The sequence below is a fragment of the Candidatus Aquiluna sp. UB-MaderosW2red genome (assembly GCF_900100865.1).
Lineage (GTDB): Bacteria > Actinomycetota > Actinomycetes > Actinomycetales > Microbacteriaceae > Aquiluna.
Genome location: NZ_LT627734.1, coordinates 968,203 through 986,058, shown reverse-complemented (window position 1 = coordinate 986,058; position 17,856 = coordinate 968,203). Strand labels below are relative to the sequence as shown.

General features: G+C 51.7%; 14 protein-coding genes and 2 tRNA genes. 3 read left to right on the top strand and 13 right to left on the bottom strand.

Features of this window, described 5'->3' with window-relative positions; all coding sequences use genetic code 11:
- Positions 1 to 4: 4 nt before the first annotated feature.
- From ndk to ileS, 4 genes are read right to left on the bottom strand one after another with little or no spacing between them, the layout of a single operon-like run.
- Entirely contained in the window at positions 5 to 418 is a 414-nt protein-coding gene (gene ndk / locus BLP47_RS05065; RefSeq protein ID WP_091851043.1) for a nucleoside-diphosphate kinase, read from the bottom strand.
- Entirely contained in the window at positions 408 to 800 is a 393-nt protein-coding gene (locus tag BLP47_RS05060) for a DUF4233 domain-containing protein (protein ID WP_157671514.1), read from the bottom strand. The genes ndk and BLP47_RS05060 overlap by 11 nt, the downstream gene beginning before the upstream one ends.
- Positions 787 to 2,133 (bottom strand): folylpolyglutamate synthase/dihydrofolate synthase family protein, encoded by a 1,347-nt coding sequence (locus tag BLP47_RS05055; RefSeq protein WP_091851036.1) that lies wholly within the window; start codon positions 2,131 to 2,133, stop codon positions 787 to 789. The genes BLP47_RS05060 and BLP47_RS05055 overlap by 14 nt, the downstream gene beginning before the upstream one ends.
- A complete protein-coding gene (gene ileS, locus BLP47_RS05050) occupies positions 2,130 to 5,321 on the bottom strand; it encodes an isoleucine--tRNA ligase (RefSeq protein WP_091851033.1) in 3,192 nt (1,063 codons plus the stop codon). The genes BLP47_RS05055 and ileS overlap by 4 nt, the downstream gene beginning before the upstream one ends.
- A gap of 72 nt (positions 5,322 to 5,393) precedes the next feature.
- Between ileS and valS the strand changes: the two genes are divergently transcribed.
- Complete coding sequence (gene valS / locus BLP47_RS05045) at positions 5,394 to 7,973, top strand: valine--tRNA ligase (RefSeq protein ID WP_091852959.1); 2,580 nt, start codon at positions 5,394 to 5,396, stop codon at positions 7,971 to 7,973.
- A 9-nt stretch (positions 7,974 to 7,982) separates the two neighbouring features.
- Entirely contained in the window at positions 7,983 to 10,013 is a 2,031-nt protein-coding gene (locus BLP47_RS05040) for a M3 family metallopeptidase (protein WP_091851030.1), read from the top strand.
- On the opposite strand, the gene BLP47_RS05035 is transcribed toward BLP47_RS05040, so the two are convergent.
- The 6 genes from BLP47_RS05035 to BLP47_RS05010 all read right to left on the bottom strand — a co-directional run bounded on the left by BLP47_RS05035 (position 10,010) and on the right by BLP47_RS05010 (position 15,176).
- The gene (locus tag BLP47_RS05035) at positions 10,010 to 11,104 is read right to left on the bottom strand and encodes a benzoate/H(+) symporter BenE family transporter (protein ID WP_249883421.1); all 1,095 of its coding nucleotides are present in this window, start codon (positions 11,102 to 11,104) and stop codon (positions 10,010 to 10,012) included. The two genes, BLP47_RS05040 and BLP47_RS05035, sit on opposite strands and share 4 nt — an antisense overlap.
- 74 nt (positions 11,105 to 11,178) lie before the next feature.
- Positions 11,179 to 12,453 (bottom strand): ATP-dependent Clp protease ATP-binding subunit ClpX, encoded by a 1,275-nt coding sequence (gene clpX / locus BLP47_RS05030; protein WP_091851025.1) that lies wholly within the window; start codon positions 12,451 to 12,453, stop codon positions 11,179 to 11,181.
- A gap of 49 nt (positions 12,454 to 12,502) precedes the next feature.
- Positions 12,503 to 13,135, bottom strand: coding sequence for an ATP-dependent Clp protease proteolytic subunit (locus BLP47_RS05025; RefSeq protein WP_091851022.1), 633 nt, complete (start codon positions 13,133 to 13,135; stop codon positions 12,503 to 12,505).
- Between the two features lie 2 nt (positions 13,136 to 13,137).
- On the bottom strand, positions 13,138 to 13,719 hold the full coding sequence (locus BLP47_RS05020; RefSeq protein WP_172807177.1) for an ATP-dependent Clp protease proteolytic subunit: 582 nt from the start codon (positions 13,717 to 13,719) through the stop codon (positions 13,138 to 13,140).
- 79 nt (positions 13,720 to 13,798) lie between these two features.
- Positions 13,799 to 15,061, bottom strand: a complete 1,263-nt coding sequence (gene tig, locus BLP47_RS05015; protein ID WP_091851019.1) for a trigger factor — start codon at positions 15,059 to 15,061, stop codon at positions 13,799 to 13,801.
- Between the two features lie 38 nt (positions 15,062 to 15,099).
- Positions 15,100 to 15,176, bottom strand: a tRNA-Pro gene (locus BLP47_RS05010).
- Between the two features lie 73 nt (positions 15,177 to 15,249).
- On the opposite strand from BLP47_RS05010, the gene BLP47_RS05005 reads away from it, so the two are divergent.
- Positions 15,250 to 15,323, top strand: a tRNA-Gly gene (locus BLP47_RS05005).
- Between the two features lies 1 nt (position 15,324).
- Here BLP47_RS05005 and BLP47_RS05000 read toward each other — a convergent pair.
- The 3 genes from BLP47_RS05000 to BLP47_RS04990 form a co-directional block, all read right to left on the bottom strand.
- Positions 15,325 to 16,107, bottom strand: a complete 783-nt coding sequence (locus tag BLP47_RS05000; RefSeq protein WP_091851016.1) for an Fpg/Nei family DNA glycosylase — start codon at positions 16,105 to 16,107, stop codon at positions 15,325 to 15,327.
- 3 nt (positions 16,108 to 16,110) lie between these two features.
- The gene (locus BLP47_RS04995) at positions 16,111 to 16,584 is read right to left on the bottom strand and encodes a ribose-5-phosphate isomerase (protein WP_091851012.1); all 474 of its coding nucleotides are present in this window, start codon (positions 16,582 to 16,584) and stop codon (positions 16,111 to 16,113) included.
- Between the two features lie 79 nt (positions 16,585 to 16,663).
- Positions 16,664 to 17,839 (bottom strand): cation:proton antiporter, encoded by a 1,176-nt coding sequence (locus BLP47_RS04990; RefSeq protein ID WP_157671511.1) that lies wholly within the window; start codon positions 17,837 to 17,839, stop codon positions 16,664 to 16,666.
- Positions 17,840 to 17,856: the final 17 nt, after the last annotated feature.

Here is a 17,856-nt window from a genome sequence, read left to right as displayed (position 1 = left end):
GACCCTAGAACCACAATTCAAGCTCACGCTGAGCAGACTCAATTGAATCAGACCCGTGCACCAGGTTTTGAACCACTTTGGTTCCCCAGTCTCGACCAAGGTCGCCGCGGATAGTCCCTGGGGCCGCCATAGTTGGCTCGGTGCTTCCTGCGAGCGACCTAAAGCCCTCAATCACTCGGTGTCCCTCAAGCTCGATCGCAACAATCTCCCCGGAAAGCATGAACTCCAGAAGTGGTTCGTAGAATGACTTACCGTCATGCTCGGCATAGTGCTCGCCCAGGAGCTCCCGGGTCGGAGTAACTTTTTTTAGCCTGGAAACCGAATAGCCTTTTGACTCACAGCGCAGGATGATCTGACCAATGAGGTTTCTGCGCACGGCATCGGGCTTCAATAGAACTAGAGTTTTCTCAGTCATTATTTTCCTCTTCTTTTTTCTTCAAATAGGCCTCGCGTCCGCGATCAATGGTTGATCCAGCAACCAAGGCCCAAATCCATAAGCCCACCAGCGCCGCTCCGATAATGAACATTCCCCAAAGGTAAAACCCGCTGAACAGGATTCCGGCCTGAAGCACCGAACCTACCCAGTAACCAAAAGGCTTAGACAAAATCCCCGGGGTCAGAATGCACAAGATTGCCCAGCTGAGACCAATCGCCCATATCCACTCAACAGCTGGAAGCGAGTCTGATGCGTCGGCACTTTTCAGACCAAAAGCGGCCAAAGTTGCAAAGAAAACCACAAAAGATTCAAAACCCAGCACTATCGAGGCTAGGGTCCGCTTGGAAGATCTAGCTTTCTTCATCTTCAACATCCTCTCTCAATTCACCGAGAATTTCTCCAATGAGGTAAAGCGACCCCGTCACAAATAATGCCGCTTCGTTTTGGCCGGCAAGGGCAAGAGCCTTTAAGTAGGCAGCTTTGGGGTCATCAATTATTAGCACTACATTACCGCCTTGCTCGGTCAACTCCTGAGCAAACTCTTTAGCCTTTAGGCCCCTTACTCCCGGGGCTGTAGTGACCACAATTTCATCGAACATTCCAGCAAATTCATAAGCGGTGGCAGGGATGTCCTTATCCGCCAGGATTCCAATCAAACCGACAGTTTTAGGGGCCGCAAACTGCCACTGGATAGCCCTTGCGAGCGACCTAGCGCCGGCCGGGTTATGAGCGCCATCCAGAATCACAAGCGGCTCTTTGGAGACTACGTGAAGCCTCCCGGGGCTAACCGTGTCGGCAAGCGCCGCCCGCAACACCTCATCGGCAATCGCCCTGGTGCCCTCGCCCAGAAAAAGCTCCACCGCAATGATCGCGGTTGCCGCGTTATGGGCCTGGTGCTCCCCCATGATTGGCATCCACACCAATGGGTAGTTTCCAGCAATTCCCTCAACCGAAAATCTGACCCCATAACCATCGGGCGTTATGTCGCTGATAAAGAAGTCTCTTCCGGCAAATTTGACACCGTGCTCGGCCTGGCTATCGATTATTTGAGCGACGCTCTCCTGCTGGATGGATGAAACCACAAGTGATTTAGGCTTGATAATGCCCGCCTTGGTTTGAGCTATTTCTTCTACTGTGTCACCGAGGCTCTTGGTGTGGTCTAAGTCGATATCGGTAAACACAGCAACATCTGCGTCCGCCACATTCGTCGAATCCCACTCGCCACCCATGCCAACCTCTAAGACCAGAACATCTATCGGGGCATCCGAAAACAGCTGGAAAGCCAGCGCCGATAGCGCCTCAAAAAAGGTGAGCCTAGGCTCTCCCTCGGCAACCAACTGCGCGTCTACTAACTCAATTAGATCAATGTTTTCCTCGTAGCAAGCTATGAACTCTTCATCAGTCACCGGCTCACCACTGAGCACGATTCGCTCACTGAAACTCATCAGGTGCGGGCTGGTAAGCCTGCCGGTGCGCAAGCCGTGCTCCAACAAGATGCGCTCAATCAGTCTTGCAGTTGAGGTTTTTCCGTTTGTGCCGGTGACGTGAATAATCCCGTAGTTGCGCTGCGGATCCCCCATCAGCTCGACCGCTCGCTTAGTTGGCTCCAGCCTTGGCCTTACCTGGTGCTCGGGTTGCCTAGCGTAGAGCTCCTGCAGCACCTCGGCCATCCGTGCCGAAGAATCCTGAGCGTTCAATTTTTTTCCAGTTCAATAGCAATTCCAAAGCCCTCGCCCACGGTCAAGTGGGCACTCACGCTTCCCACTCTTAGCTCAAACTTGGTAGCGAGCGTCTCGGTGGCGATGAACTCTCTGTGCTCGGTGAAAGCTGCGATGGTCTCCTGATCCGAAGTCAGTGTCAAGAAAATGCGGTCCGAAACCTCTAGACCGGCATCTTTTCTCGCCTGCTGAATCAAGCGAACCGCATCACGCGCGATTCCCTCTTTTTCGAGCTCGGGGGTAATCACCGTGTTCAACAAAACGAAGCCCGAGTCGGTGACCCCAACTCGCTGCAGCTCGGAATCACCGGCGGCAACCATAGTGATCTCATACTCTCCCTCCAGCAACACCGTTCCATCGACCTCAACCTCCCCGGCAATCAACTTCCAGTTACCGGCCTTGGACGCTTTGATAATGCGCTGGACATCGCCTCCAACTCTTGGTCCAAGGGTTCTTGCGTTGACGCTAAGGGACTTAGTCAATCCAAACTCACTGGCCACTTGCTCAGTAGCTTCCACAACTCGGATGTTCTTCACATTGAGCTCATCGGCAATCAAATCGGCATAAGCACCGAGTGTCTTTGAGTTTTCAGCTGCAATAACCAGTTCCTGAAGCGGCAACCGAACCCTGAGTCCAGCAGCTTTTCGAAGCGAGAGTGCAACCGAGGCCGCCTCACGAATCGTGTCCATGTCTTCGACTAATTGATCGTCTGCCTTGAATTCCGCAGCTTCTGGCCACATCTCAAGGTGCACGCTGCGGCCTCCGGTAATCCCGCGCCACATCTCCTCGCTAGCCAGCGGCAGTAAAGGAGCCGTGACTCGAAGAGTTGCCTCCAAGACGGTGTAAAGAGTGTCAAAAGCATCTTTATCTCCCGCCCAAAATCGGTCTCTAGATCTTCGAATGTACCAATTGGTTAGCACCTCAGCGAACTCTCTGACCCGGGCACTGGCCGAATAGCTATCAAACTGATCAAGGTCATTTGTGACCTGCAAAATCAGCTGATTGGTCTTGGCTAAGATATAGCGATCCAATAGCTGTGGGGAACTTTGAGAGGGACTCGCCTCGTAGTTTGCCGCATTGGCGTAAAGCGCGAAAAAGTAATAGCTATTCCAGATGGGAAGAAGTGCCTGACGGACGCCCTCGCGAATCCCCTGCTCGGTCACCGTCAGGTTTCCGCCGCGCAAAATTGGTGAAGACATCAAAAACCAACGCATAGCGTCTGAACCATCTCGGTCAAACACCTCATTCACATCGGGGTAATTGCGTAATGATTTCGACATTTTCTGCCCGTCATTACCCAACACAATGCCGTGACTAATCGCGTTTTTGAAAGCGGGTCTGTCGAATAAGGCGGTTGACAAAACGTGAAGGGTGTAAAACCAACCTCGGGTTTGGCCGCTGTACTCCACGATGAAATCTCCCGGATTATGAGACTCAAACCAATCCTGATTTTCAAATGGATAGTGAACCTGGGCGAATGGCATCGAGCCGGATTCAAACCAACAATCCAAAACCTCGGGAACCCTACGCATCATAGATTTGCCCGTCGGGTCATCCGGGTTGGGCCTTACCAAATCATCAATTACCGGGCGATGGAAGTCGCTCGGACGGACCCCAAAATCTGCCTCTAGTTCATCGAGCGAACCGTAGACATCCAGCCTGGGGTAATTTGGGTCATCGGATTTCCAGACCGGGATTGGGGCGCCCCAGAACCTGTTTCTCGAAATTGCCCAATCGCGGACATTTTCCAACCACTTGCCAAAGCTGCCGTGTTTAGTGTGCTCGGGAACCCAGTTGATGTCCTCATTCAGTTCTAACATTCGATCGCGCAACTTTGTCGTCTCGACAAACCAAGAAGAGACCGCCTTATAAATTAGCGGGCTCTTGCAGCGATAGCAGTGGGGGTAGCTGTGTTCATAAGAAGCCTGCCGCAGAAGACGCCCAAAAACCTTCAGGTCCTTGGTAATTTCTTTATTTGCGTCAAACACGTGTTGGCCTTGGTAGGGGCCGACAACGCTGAGAAATTCACCGCGCTCATTGATTGAAACATAAGTTGGGATACCGGCCAATTGGCAAAGGTTTTGATCATCTTCACCATAGGCCGGGGCCTGATGCACGATGCCGGTTCCATCGGTATCGGCAACGTAATCTCCAACTAGCACCTGCCAAGCATTTTGGACGTCAAATACCTCGGTATCAGCGTAAAAATCAAAGATCCGCTTGTATTTTAAGCCCAAAAGATCCGCTCCAAGGTAGCGCGCTTCGATCGCAGCAATTGCATCTTCCGGCGAGTCATAACCTAAATCTTTCGCGTAATTACCCAGTAGCTTGCTGGCGATCATTATCTTTCCACCTGAAAGATTCTGGCCGCGATCTTGAACCACTGCGTATTCGATCTTGGGCCCAACCGCCAGGGCGAAGTTAGTCGGCAGGGTCCAAGGAGTTGTGGTCCAGGCCAAAAGCTCGACGCCATCAAGCGGATTACCAGGTGCAATTATGGGGAACGAGACCGTTACCGACTGGTCTTGCCGAGGTTTGTAGACGTCTTCATCCATGCGCAATTCGTGATTTGACAGCGGTGTTTCGCAACGCCAGCAGTAAGCCAAAACTTTGAAGCCCTCGTAAATCAGACCTTTTTTGTGAAGCTCCTTGAAGGCCCAGAGCACACTTTCAGTGTAATCCTGGTCAAGAGTCTTGTAATCGTTGTCAAAATCAACCCAGCGAGCCTGGCGCGTGACGTAGGAACGCCAGTCCTCGGTGTACTTCAGGACCGAGGTTTTACAAAACTCATTGAATTTGCCGACCCCAAATTTCTCAATCTCGGGCCTGCCGGAAATGCCCAGTAAGCGCTCGGCCTCAACCTCGGCTGGCAAACCATGAGTATCCCAACCGAATCTGCGCTCCACGCGAAGCCCTCGCATTGTTTGGTAGCGAGGAACTAAGTCTTTTGCGTAACCAGTGAGTAGATGACCGTAGTGCGGCAGTCCATTCGCAAAGGGCGGACCATCATAAAAGACGAACTCTGGAGCCTCCTCGGCTAGCCTCTGATCAATCGAGGCCTGGAAGGTGCCGTCTTTATCCCAATAATCCAGGACCTCTATTTCGAGGTTGGGAAACGAAGGAGAGGCGACTGGATTGTCGCTGAGGGGCTTGTGCTTTGGATACATCACGACTTTCGGAAATGTTGAGGTAAGAACAATGTTAATCTAGTTCGGTTGTCTACCGGAAAGTTCGCCAAAGTGAATGAATCTAATCCTGCGCCGCTAAGGCCCGCCGTTATCCCCGAAAAAGCCACGGTAGACGGCCTCGAGGCCAAGTGGGCACCGGTTTGGGAGCAAAATAAGGTTCACTCATTTGACGAATCGGCAGCAAAGTCAAACGTCTTTTCTATCGACACTCCTCCTCCGACGGCGTCTGGATCACTTCACGTTGGTCACGTTTTTTCTTATACCCACACCGATGTGATCGCTCGCTACCAAAGAATGTGCGGCAAGGATGTCTTTTATCCGATGGGCTGGGATGACAATGGACTGCCTACCGAACGCCGAGTGCAGAATTATTACGGAGTGCGCTGCGACCCCACATTGCCATATCAGTTTGATTTTTCCCCACCGCAAGTTGGTGGCGACAATAAATCTTCAAAAGCTGCCGACCAACTACCAATTTCGAGGCGCAACTTTATCGAGCTCTGCGAAGCTCTCACCGAAGAAGATGAGAAAACCTTTGAAAATCTCTGGCGCGACCTGGGGCTATCAGTTGACTGGGCACAGAGCTACCGAACCATATCTAAAGAGTCCCAAAGGATCTCTCAGCAGGCCTTTCTAAATAACCTTTCAAGGGGCGAAGCTTACATGGCCATGGCTCCAACGCTGTGGGATGTCACTTTCCGGACCGCAGTCGCTCAAGCGGAACTTGAGGACAGAGAGATGCCGGGGGCTTATCACCGAGTGGGCTTCGAGGGTCCCGAGGGCACTATCTACATCGAGACCACCAGGCCCGAGCTAATCCCAGCCTGCGTCGCGCTAGTTGCCAACCCGGATGATGAACGATACGCCCACCTATTTGGCAAAACAGCGAAAACCCCACTGTTCGGGGTAGAGGTTCCGATCCTTGCCCATCGCCTCGCCCAAAAGGACAAGGGTTCAGGAATTGCAATGATTTGCACCTTTGGAGACGTGACCGATGTCATCTGGTGGCGCGAGCTGAACCTTCCAACCCGCGCAATCCTTGGCTGGGATGGCAGAATCCTCAGCGAAGCACCCGAGGAAATTTCAAACTCGAAAAACCCAGAGCTATTTCAAGAGATCGCGGGGAAAACCGTATTCAGCGCCAAGGACATCATCGTCAAAGCGCTGATTGAATCAGGCGAGATGATCGGCGAACCGAAGCCAATAACCCATCCGGTGAAATTCTTTGAAAAAGGCGATAAGCCGCTCGAAATTGTTTCCACCAGGCAGTGGTACTTAAAAAACGGCGGTAAGGATCAAGGCCTTTCTCAAAAGCTCTTAGATCACGGAAAAGAACTTAACTTTCACCCGAAATTTATGCGGGTGCGGCTAGAAGACTGGATTAATGGTCTAAACGGAGACTGGCTGGTATCACGCCAGAGGTTTTTCGGTGTCCCAATTCCAATCTGGTACCCATTAGATCAAGATGGCAACCCTGATTATCAGAACCCCATCGCTCCAAATTCTGAGTCACTCCCTGTCGACCCTTCATCTGAAACCCCGGTGGGCTATCAGGAGTCGCAGCGCGGTCAGGCCATGGGTTTCATTGGCGAATTGGATATTCTCGACACCTGGGCAACCTCATCGCTCACCCCCCAACTTGCTGGCGGCTGGCTAACAAAACCAGAGCTTTTTGAAAAAGTCTTCCCGTTTGATGTTCGTCCGCAAGGACAAGACATTATTCGAACTTGGCTCTTCTCAACACTTTTGAGAAGCGAGTTGGAGCATGGCGAATTGCCCTGGAAAAACGCTGCCATTTCGGGCTGGATACTAGATCCAGACCGGAAGAAGATGTCAAAGTCCAAAGGCAACGTTGTGGTTCCGAATGAAATCTTAGAAACCCACGGTTCCGACGCCGTGCGCTACTGGGCCACTTCGGCTCGGCTCGGTACGGATGCCGCCTTTGATGAGGGCCAGATGAAAATCGGTCGCAGACTAGCGACCAAGTTGCTCAACGCCGCCCGCTTCGCGCTGAGCTTCGAACTACCCAGTGGGGTTTCTGAAATCACCGAGCCAATCGACCAAGCAATGCTCGCAGGGCTTCAAGAAGTCGTTGTGGGGGCCACTAAGGCATTGGAAAACTTCGACCACACCAAAGCGCTCGAATTGACCGAATCCTTTTTCTGGTCCTTCACCGACGACTATATGGAGTTAGTCAAAGAGCGAGTCTGGGCCAATGGCGAATTCTCAGCTCAAGAGACTGGCTCCGGAGTGATTGCTCTTCGCGAAGCGCTGAGCGTTTTAGTTCGGCTATTTTCCCCAGTCATTCCTTTTGCGGCAGAGGAAGTCTGGAGCTGGTGGCAAGAGGGGTCTGTCCACCTGTCCCCCTGGCCTTCGAATGAACTCATCGGCTACAGCGACGACTCTTTGCTAAAGCCCGCGGCAGCTGCACTTATTTTGATTCGAAAGGCCAAATCCGATGCCAAGTTGTCGATGAAGGCCGAAATCAGAACCGTCAAGCTTTCTGGTCCAAGAGTAGAAATAGACAAGTTGGCTAAGGACCTCAGGGCTGCCGGCAAAATACATGAGCTCATACTGATAGAAGCACCTGAAATCTCACTTAGTGATTTGGAGTTTGTGCTCGAGGGATAGTCTGTTGGTATGACTAATCCGCTGCTATCAAAAAGCACCCTCGAATTCGAACTTCCAGATTTTCAGAGCCTCAAAGACGAGCACTACATGCCAGCTTTCGAACATGCGGTTACTGAGCACAACCGAGAGATTTCAAGCATCCTAAACACGCTCGACGTCAGCTTTGACAACACGATCGTTGCGCTGGAAAAAGCGGGAGACTTACTCAATAGCATGCTAATGGTTTTTTATAATCGAAGCGCTTCTGACACTAACGACCAAATTCAAAACCTAGAAGCAGAAATCGGACCAAGACTCGCCGCTCACACAGACTCAATCACGCTGAACCCCGACCTATTCGCGCGGCTACAAATTCTTGAAGGAATGAGAGATAAGGGTCACCTCGAACTGGATCAGCAAAGCGACTGGCTGCTAACAAAGTACCTCAAGGATTTCCGATTCGCAGGAGCAGATTTAGAGGAAGAAGAAAGGACCCGAGTCAGTCAAATCAACGAGCGACTTAGCTCGCTCGAGGCCGAATTCGACAAGCGCCTCCTCGCAGACACGAACGATCTTGCAGTTAATCTGGAATCGGAGGAGCAACTTGGAGGCCTATCCAAAGCTGAATTGGCGTCCTTGAAACAAGCAGCTTCAGACCGAAATCAAACTGGGTACACCATTCCACTGTTGAACTATTCAGGCCACCCACTACTTGCGAACTTAGAAGATCGCCCACTGCGCCAGGAGCTAATGCAACGAGCGCTTTCACGTGGCTCGAGGGGCAATGCCAACGACACCTCAGGGCTAGTAAGGGAGCTTCTAGACCTGCGGCGCGAAAAAGCCGCATTATTCGGCTACGAAGACTTCGCGCAGTACGTCACCTCTCAGCAGACCGCACAAACTCCGAAGCGAATCCACGAGGTCCTTCGCGGAATCGCACCTGCCGCCCGAAGAAACGCTGAGACAGAAGCCGCGACGCTTCAGATGCTCTTGCAAGATGAAATTCCGAACGCCCACCTTGAACCCTGGGACTGGGATCGATTCACCGAACAAGTGCGAGAGAATCGCTTCTCAATCGATACTTCTGTGCTGAAGCCTTATTTTGAACTCTGGCGTGTCCTGGAAGATGGGGTCTTCTTCGCGGCCGGAAAACTTTACGGCCTCGAGTTTCAAAGGCGCGAGGATCTCCACGCTTACCACGCCGAAGCTCGGATTTACCAGGTAAATAATGAGGACGGTTCGGCTTGCGGACTCTATATCTTTGACCCTTATGCCAGAACTTCAAAGCGCGGTGGGGCATGGATGAATAACCTGGTTGACCAGTCGACCTTGCTTGAAAAAATGCCCGTGGTTGTGAATAACATGAATATTCCAAAGCCCGCCGCAGGTGACGCAGCTCTTATGACCTTCGATGAGGTTTCAACTCTGTTTCACGAGTTCGGCCATGCTTTGCATGGGCTCTTGTCAAAAGTTAGGTACCCGAGATTCTCCGGCACCAATGTCGAGCGGGACTTCGTAGAATTTCCATCCCAAGTTAATGAGATGTGGATGCTATGGCCGGAGGTCTTGGAAAACTATGCCGTGCACTTTGAAACTGGCGAGAAGTTATCGCTTGAATGGGTTGACAAACTAAGCGCGGCCGAAGGGTTCAATCAGGGTTTCGAGACTACTCACTACCTTCAGGCCGCGATCCTTGATTTAGCTCTTCACCAAGCCCAAGAGACGCCAGAAGATATCGAGGCCTTTGAGGCAAAGGCGATCAAGGAATACGGACTAGATTTCAAAGCCGTCCCCACTAGGTATCGACCAAATTACTTTGCCCACATCTTTGCGGGCGGCTATGCCGCCGGCTATTACGGGTATATCTGGAGTGAAATTCTGGATGCCGACACTGTGGAGTGGTTCAAAGAACACGGTGGCCTAACTCGAGAAAATGGCAAGCGCTTCTCGGAGTACTTGCTATCAAGGGGTGGCTCAAAGGACTCCATGGAGTTGGTGGCCGAATTTCTAGGAAGATCCCCGAAGATTGGTCCGCTGCTAAGCCGAAGAGGTTTGAACTAACGCTTTTTTGTGAACAGCCAAATCAGGACACCGACAACAAGGGCCCAAAAGGCTCCCCCGATGCCCAGCACGGTAATCCCAGCTGCCCCAATGATGAAGGTTGCAACTCCCGCCAAGCGCAAGCCGTCTTCGCTTACCGCCGTTCTGAGCGATCCGGCAAAGGTGTTCAATAAAGCCAAGCCGGCTAGAGAGAGTAAAAGCTCTCTTGGAACCGCAAGCACGAATGCCGCGAAGGGCGCCGCGAATACTCCAAACAGAATGTAGACCACACCGCCGAAACTCGCGGCTATCCAGCGCCGGCTCGGGTCCTTGGCGGCGTGTTCATCGGCGTTGAGAGCCGCAGTAATTGCCGCTAGGTTCAAGCCAAAGCCCCCGAAGAAACTAGTGAGCGCGGAGCCTAAACCGGTTGCTCTAAAAACTTTTCCAGACGGAATTTGGTAACCCAAACCGCTCATAATGGCCAACCCCGGCAGGTTCTGAGAAGCCATTGTTATGAGGTAAAGCGGCACACCAATGGCCAAAATAATTGCCACATCAAAAACCGGACCTACGAATGAAAACTCAGGCAGAAAACTGCCCTGAGAGATGTCGTTCACCTCAGGACTCAATGCAATCAGCACAAAGCCCAGTGCTATTGAAACTGGTGATGCCCAGATTGGTATGAATCTATTGAGTAGCAGCCAAAGAATTACCGGTGGCAGAATCAAAAGCGGGTAGTCAACTCCGGCATGAACTGTCGCAACCACAAAGGGGAAGATCACACCGGCCAGCATCGCCGCGGATATTTGTGGCGGAATTTTAGCCACCAGCTTCCCCAGCGCCGGCCACAAGCCAGTTAGCAAAATAAGAAGACTGGACACCAGGAAGGCGCCAACTGCTTTATCGAAAGTTAGCCCAAGAATCTGAGAGCTCGCTAAAAAGGCCGCTCCGGGTGTTGACCAAACCACACTGATTGGCATTTTGAGCCAAACACTCAGCCCGATCGACAAGACCCCGTATCCAAAAAGCATCACCGCCAACGCGGTCGCGGTTTGGGATGAGCTCGCACCCATTGCCGTCAGTCCGGCAATTGCAATACCAAAGGTGGCGATTGAGCCGGTGGTGGAAGCAACGGTGCCTGCTAAATAGGGGGCAAGTTTTTGGGAGGAAGGTTTGATTTTCTTGCCTAGGCAGTCTTGTCTTTGAGCTGCTCTACTAGAGGCAATACCTCAGGCAGCACTTTATTGATCACGATGTCGGCGGTGATCACAACCCGCCCCTGCTCTTCGGATCCGGGAAGCTCAAACATTACTGGACCGAGAATTTCCTCAAGGATGGCCCTCAAGCCCCTGGCACCGGTTTCACGCTCGAGTGCTTGATCGGCAATGAGGGCAATTGCCTCAGGTGTGAACTCCAACTCAAAGCCATCAATCTCAAACATTCTTTGATACTGCTTGATTAGAGCGTTCTTGGGCTCGGTCAAAATCGCTATCAGGGAGGGCTTATCGAGTTGCTCCACTGTGGCTACAACTGGAAGTCGACCGATGAACTCTGGAATTAGGCCGAATTTCCGCAAATCCTCTGGCAATACCTGCCTGAAAATATCGTTCGAATCAGTTTTTTCCTTCAGCGGTGACCCGAAGCCAATCCCTTTTTTGCCGGTTCGCTCTCCCACGATGGACTCGAGGCCCGCGAAAGCACCGGCCACAATGAATAGAACATTGGTCGTATCGATCTGAATGAAATCTTGCTGAGGGTGCTTGCGTCCACCCTGGGGAGGCACCGAAGCGATGGTGCCCTCGAGAATCTTCAAAAGGGCTTGTTGGACACCTTCTCCAGAGACATCCCTTGTAATCGAAGGGTTCTCGGACTTGCGTGAAATCTTGTCGATCTCGTCTATGTATATGATTCCACTCTCGGCTCGTTTGGGGTCATAATCGGCAGCCTGCAAAAGCTTCAACAAGATGTTCTCAACATCTTCGCCTACGTATCCAGCCTCGGTGAGTGCCGTGGCGTCGGCAACGGCGAATGGCACATTCAATCGTTTAGCCAGGGTCTGGGCCAAGTAGGTCTTGCCGCAGCCGGTTGGCCCGATCATCAGGATATTCGACTTTGCGATTTCAATATCGTCGTGACTCTTACCCTTTTTTGTGAGAGTTCCCGCCGCCCTGGTTCGCTTGTAATGGTTATAGACCGCAACCGCCAGCTGCTTTTTCGCAGAATCTTGGCCTATCACGTATTCGTCCAAGAATGCTTTTATCTCCTTGGGGTTGGGCAGCTCGATTGATTCGATCGGTTCGGCCGCACTGGAGCCAAGCTCTTCTTCGATAATCTCGTTGCATAACTCGATGCACTCATCACAAATATAGACCGTCGGTCCGGCGATTAGCTTGCGCACCTGCTTTTGACTTTTGCCACAGAAGTTGCACTTGAGAAGGTCGCTGGTTTCGCTCAAAGTCATCTTCAAAGCCTATAGTCCAAAGTAGGGAAATTAGATGTTCCCTGCCGCTTTAGTGGCTTTTGCGTGAAGCCAAGACTTGATCGATAAGGCCGTACTCCAGAGCCTCTTGCGAAGTCAGGATTTTATCTCTATCGATGTCCTTCGAAACCTGGGCTTCATCGCGACCAGTGTGTTTGGCCAGTGTGAACTCCAGCCATTCGCGCATCCGCATAATTTCTCGAGCCTGAATCTCGATGTCCGAAGCTTGCCCCTGGCCCCCTCCACCGGAAGATGGCTGATGAATCAGCAACCTTGCGTTTGGAAGCGCTAAGCGCTTACCGGGAGCACCGGCAGCTAGCAAAACAGCGGCTGCAGAAGCTGCTTGACCCAAGCAGACGGTCTGAATCTGAGGCTTTATGTACTCCATGGTGTCATAAATAGCAGTCAAGGCCGTAAACGAACCACCTGGAGAGTTGATGTACAAAGTGATGTCGCGGTCCGGGTCCTGAGACTCAAGCACCAATAGCTGCGCCATAATGTCATCGGCCGAAGCGTCATCTACCTGAACACCCAAAAACACGATGCGATCTTCAAATAATTTGGTGTAAGGGTTGTGGCGCTTGATGCCGTAGGAGGTGCGCTCTTCAAACTCAGGGAGAATATAGCGGGCTTGGGGCATTGATTCTGGATTAAAGCTTGTCATGATTAGGCCTTTCCTACACCGGTTGAACGGCTTGCATACTCTTGAATCTGATCGATAAAGCCATACTCCAACGCTTCCTGAGCGGTGAACCAGCGGTCGCGGTCACCATCGAGCATGACCTCCTCCACAGTTTTGCCGGTCTGGTCAGCGGTAATCGCTGCCAGCTGGCGCTTCATGGACATAATTAGTTCGGCTTGAGTTTGAATGTCGGCAGCGGTTCCACCGAAGCCACCTGAGGGCTGGTGAAGCAACACGCGAGTGTTTGGGGTTGCGTAGCGCTTGCCCTTGGCACCTGATGACAACAAGAACTGCCCCATCGATGCACACATCCCGATACCTACCGTGACTATGTCATTGGGGACGTACTGCATGGTGTCGTAGATCGCCATACCGGCAGTAATCGAACCGCCTGGGGAGTTGATGTATAAAAAGATGTCCTTTTCGGCATCCTCGGCGGCAAGTAAAAGAATCTTTGCGCAAATTTCATTCGCGTTGGTATCTCTTACTTCGCTGCCCAGCCAGACAATGCGATCTTTCAAAAGGCGATCGAATACGCCATTTAATTCCATGGGTGTGTTTGCCATTTAGAGCTACTCCTTAGCTATCTAAAGATAAACGATAGCTACCGATTGGCCAGTTGGACCCGCTTGTTCGCCTAAGGCGTTAGACGGTTACTGAAACCTTGGCGCCCTTGGAGTCTGAAATTTCAGCAAGACCCACCAGTACATCCACTGCCTTGCGGCGCGATAGCTCTTCCACAAAGGACGGAACTTGCCCGGCGTTTGCAACCTGCTTGATGAAATCGTTTGGCTCCATGTTGTAGTTTCGAGAAGCGAAAGCTAGGTACTCGATTAGCTCTTGGTCCTCTACCTTGACTTCTTCAGCCTCGGCAACTGCATCCAAAAGAATCTGAACCTGGTAGTTCTTCTCAGTCTCCTCGGTCACCTCTTTGCGGTGGACATCGTCTTTTTCACGACCCTCCCCAGCTAAGTGATTCTCAACCTCGCGACTAATTGTCTCCTGGGATAGTGGAATCTTCGCTTTGAGCAAAAGTTCGTCAACGATTAGATCGCGAGCCTGCAGGATTTGCTTCTGCACCATGCTCTTTTCGATGCCGGCCTCGATGTCGGCTTTTAGCTCTGCCAGTGTGTCAAACTCACTGGCCAACTGCGCAAAATCGTCATCAGCCTTTGGCAGCTCGCGCTCCTGAACAGCTGTCAGAGTCAGTGTGACCTCGGCTTCTTTACCGGCCTCGTCACCGCCAACCAGCTTGGAGCGGAAGGTCGTGGTCTCGCCGGCGGTAAGTGTGTCTAATGCCTCATCGATACCATCCAAAAGCTGACCGGAACCAATTTCGTAAGAGATGTCCTTCACGTTATCGATCTGCTTGCCCTCGATTTGGGCTGCTAGATCGATTGTGGTGAAATCGCCCATTTTTGCTGGGCGGTCAACATCTACCAGAGTGCCAAAGCGAGCGCGCAGCGCATCCAGCTCGGTCTCGATGTCCATCTTGGCCACCTTTACGGTGTCGACCTTGATTTTCATCCCTTTATATTCTGGCAGCTTGAACTCGGGGCGCACCTCAACCTCTAGCTCGATGATCAAAACCTTGTCTGGTTCGCTGGCACTCGGTGCACTTTTTACCTCTGCCTGCGGTGTGCTCAGCGGGCGAAGCTTCTCAGATTGGATTGCTTCGCGGTAGAAGCTGTCCATCCCATCGTTGATCGCCTGAGCCAATATGGAGTCCTTGCCAACCCGCTGATCCAGGATCTTGGCCGGAACATTTCCCTTACGAAATCCAGGAATGTTCACCTGCGAGGAGATCGTTTTATAAGCGGCGTCCAAGGCGGGCTTGAAGGTTGCCTGATCCACCTCAATGGTGAGCTTGACGCGTGTTGGGTTTAGCTTTTCTACAGTGGTTTTCAACTACTTCTCCAAGAGATTGACGGACTCGATCGACCAAATGGTCGGGATGACAGGATTTGAACCTGCGACCCTCTGTTCCCAAAACAGATGCGCTACCAAGCTGCGCTACATCCCGGATCCGATCTGCACTTCCGAGCAGAACTCTGAAACTCTACCCCATACAATGGTGTTACACCTAACGGTGATTCGCGAGTGTAGCTCAATGGTAGAGCCTCAGTTTTCCAAACTGATGGTGCGGGTTCGATTCCCGTCACTCGCTCCAATTATTTTTGGCATCTTGCGCACCAGTAAAGCTTTCTAGCCTGCATTAGCCCAATACTTACGGGTCCGAAACACAGCCGACATTCAAGCCCCTCACGCTTATAAACCTGGTAACGCTCGAACCTAGGTACCTTCGCACTGAGGTAACCGTCACGAGTGAGCATCAACCCTGTTTTTACGCCGAGCGCCATCAAAACCACTGCGTCATTCCAGATGCCAACCAAAACCTCTTGTGGAACCGACTTGCCCTTGGTGAAGGGGCTTAGTCCAGCTCGGAACAAAAGCTCCGCCCGATAAACATTGCCGATGCCAGCAATTACGCTCTGATCCATCAGCAATTGCCCGATGGCTGAATTGCTCCTGGAGACTCGCTCTAAAAATCGAGCTAGCTGCTTCAAATCTCCATCGGGCCAAAGTGGATCCGGGCCCAATCGGTCGTACACCGCTTGCACACCCGCCTGATCAATCAACTCGCAAATGGTTGGGCCACGCAAGTCAGCGATCAAGCCCTCAGTCTGGAAACGGGCTCTTACTTGGCCTACCGGCTCTTTTTCAAGTTTGGAAAAACTCCACTTGCCAAATATCCCGAGGTGTATTCGGATTGTTCCCGATTCAAAATGCAGAAACATTTGCTTACCAAGCGCGTTAGCCTCAATCAGCTCTTGACCCGAAATAAGAGTTGAATCAACGAATCTGCCCTGCGGGCTTGTGATTTTTATTGGCGAATTCTTGAAGTCTTTATTAAATCGATTTGCTATCCGCCGAACACTGTGACCCTCGGGCATTTATTAGTAACTAACCAAACCGGTTTGTTCAAACAGCGAGATTTTATCGATTCGGCGCACGTGACGCTCTTCATCAGAAAAACCCGCCGCGATAAAAATCTTCACCAACTCAAGCACCTCGGCCTGAGAGTGTTGCCTTGCCCCCAAGGCGCAGACATTGGCATCGTTATGATCCCTAGCCAAAGCCGCGGTCTCCGGATTCCAAATTAGAGCCGCCCGAACCCCGGCGACTTTATTTGCAGCAATCTGCTCGCCGTTTCCGCTACCACCAAGCACAATACCTAGGGCCTCAATACCCTTGAGTTGATCACCAACCACCCCTTGAGCGCAGGCTATGCAAAAACCTGGGTAATCATCGAGGGCGTCATAAACCGTAGGGCCATGATCGACCATTTCATGCCCCAATAATGAGAGCTCCTTCACCAAAAAGGCGCTGAGCTCCATGCCGGCATGGTCAGTTGCAATGTGGATTCGCATGTGTTCCTAACTTTGAAAAAAACTAACTGATTACTTTTTTTAAGGTGCACTTTCCTAAAGCCTAGAACTAGTTTGTGAACTATTTTCGTTCCAAGCTGCTACGTGTAAATCGCAATAACAAAGACGCGCAGAAAGCGGTAATCAGAACATAAGTCAGCGTCAAAGCCTGAAGCTCAAAGCCGATCACGATCGGGGCCGCAAGGGCTGCAATAACCATTGAGAACTCGCCCCTTGGAATCAAAAACCCAGTAACTCTCAGCGCGCTCGACTTATCGCTCATATCCCTAGTGACCCACCAGCCCACAACGTATTTTCCAGCAATCCCCAGAATTGACAGCAAGAGGGCCAGTGGCAGAACCGCAGGAATATCGGCCGGGTCGGTTGAGATACCAAAAAACAAGAAGAAGATTGCCGCGAAGATGTCTCTTATTGGACCCAATTTCGCGCGGGCAGTTTCGGCTATCTCCCCGGTGAGTAAAAGCCCCAACAAAAAGGCTGCCACCACGCCCGAAAAGCCAATCAGATCGGCTAAACCCGCGGCCAAAAGTGCTGCACCAAAAACCGTTAGAAGTAGCCCGCCCGGCACATTCGGGTCGAGGATCTTGACTAGCTTTGAAGATCCCCTGAAACTGAGCAAAATGACCAACCCGGTAATAACCAAAGCAATTGAAACCGAAATTAGCCCACTAACTGCCGAGACCCCTAGCACCACGGAGGTTAGAAGCGGCAGGTAAGGGGCCAGAGCGAGATCTTCAAAAACCAGTATGCCAACAGCTCGCTTTGATACCTCTGATCTCCGAAAGCCCATTTCTTTAATAAGCTGCGCGCCGATTCCCGAGGAAGATACATAGGTAATCCCTGCAAGTGCCATTGCCGCCCCAACGCCCCAGCCCAAAAGTATCGCAACGACAAAACCCGGGATCGCATTGGCCAGAAAATCTACAAGACCTGCAGACTTGCGTTCCTTAAAGGCCTTGGAGAGGTCGTAGGAGCTGTATTCGAGTCCTAAAAGTAAAAGCAACATGATTGCACCGATTTGGGCTCCCGTGGTCATGAACTCTTCACTTAGAGAAAGTGGAAGTAGCCCCCCTTCGCCCAGTGCCAGACCCATCAGTAAATAAAGTGGAACCACCGAAAACTTCAATCGGCTAGCAATAAATGCGATCACCCCCAGTGCCAAAAGAGCCGCACCAATTTCCGCCAATAACGCAGAAGTTTGCAGGTCGGTGCTGGCGACTAGGAAGTGATGTGGCATGGTCAATTATCTCGGAA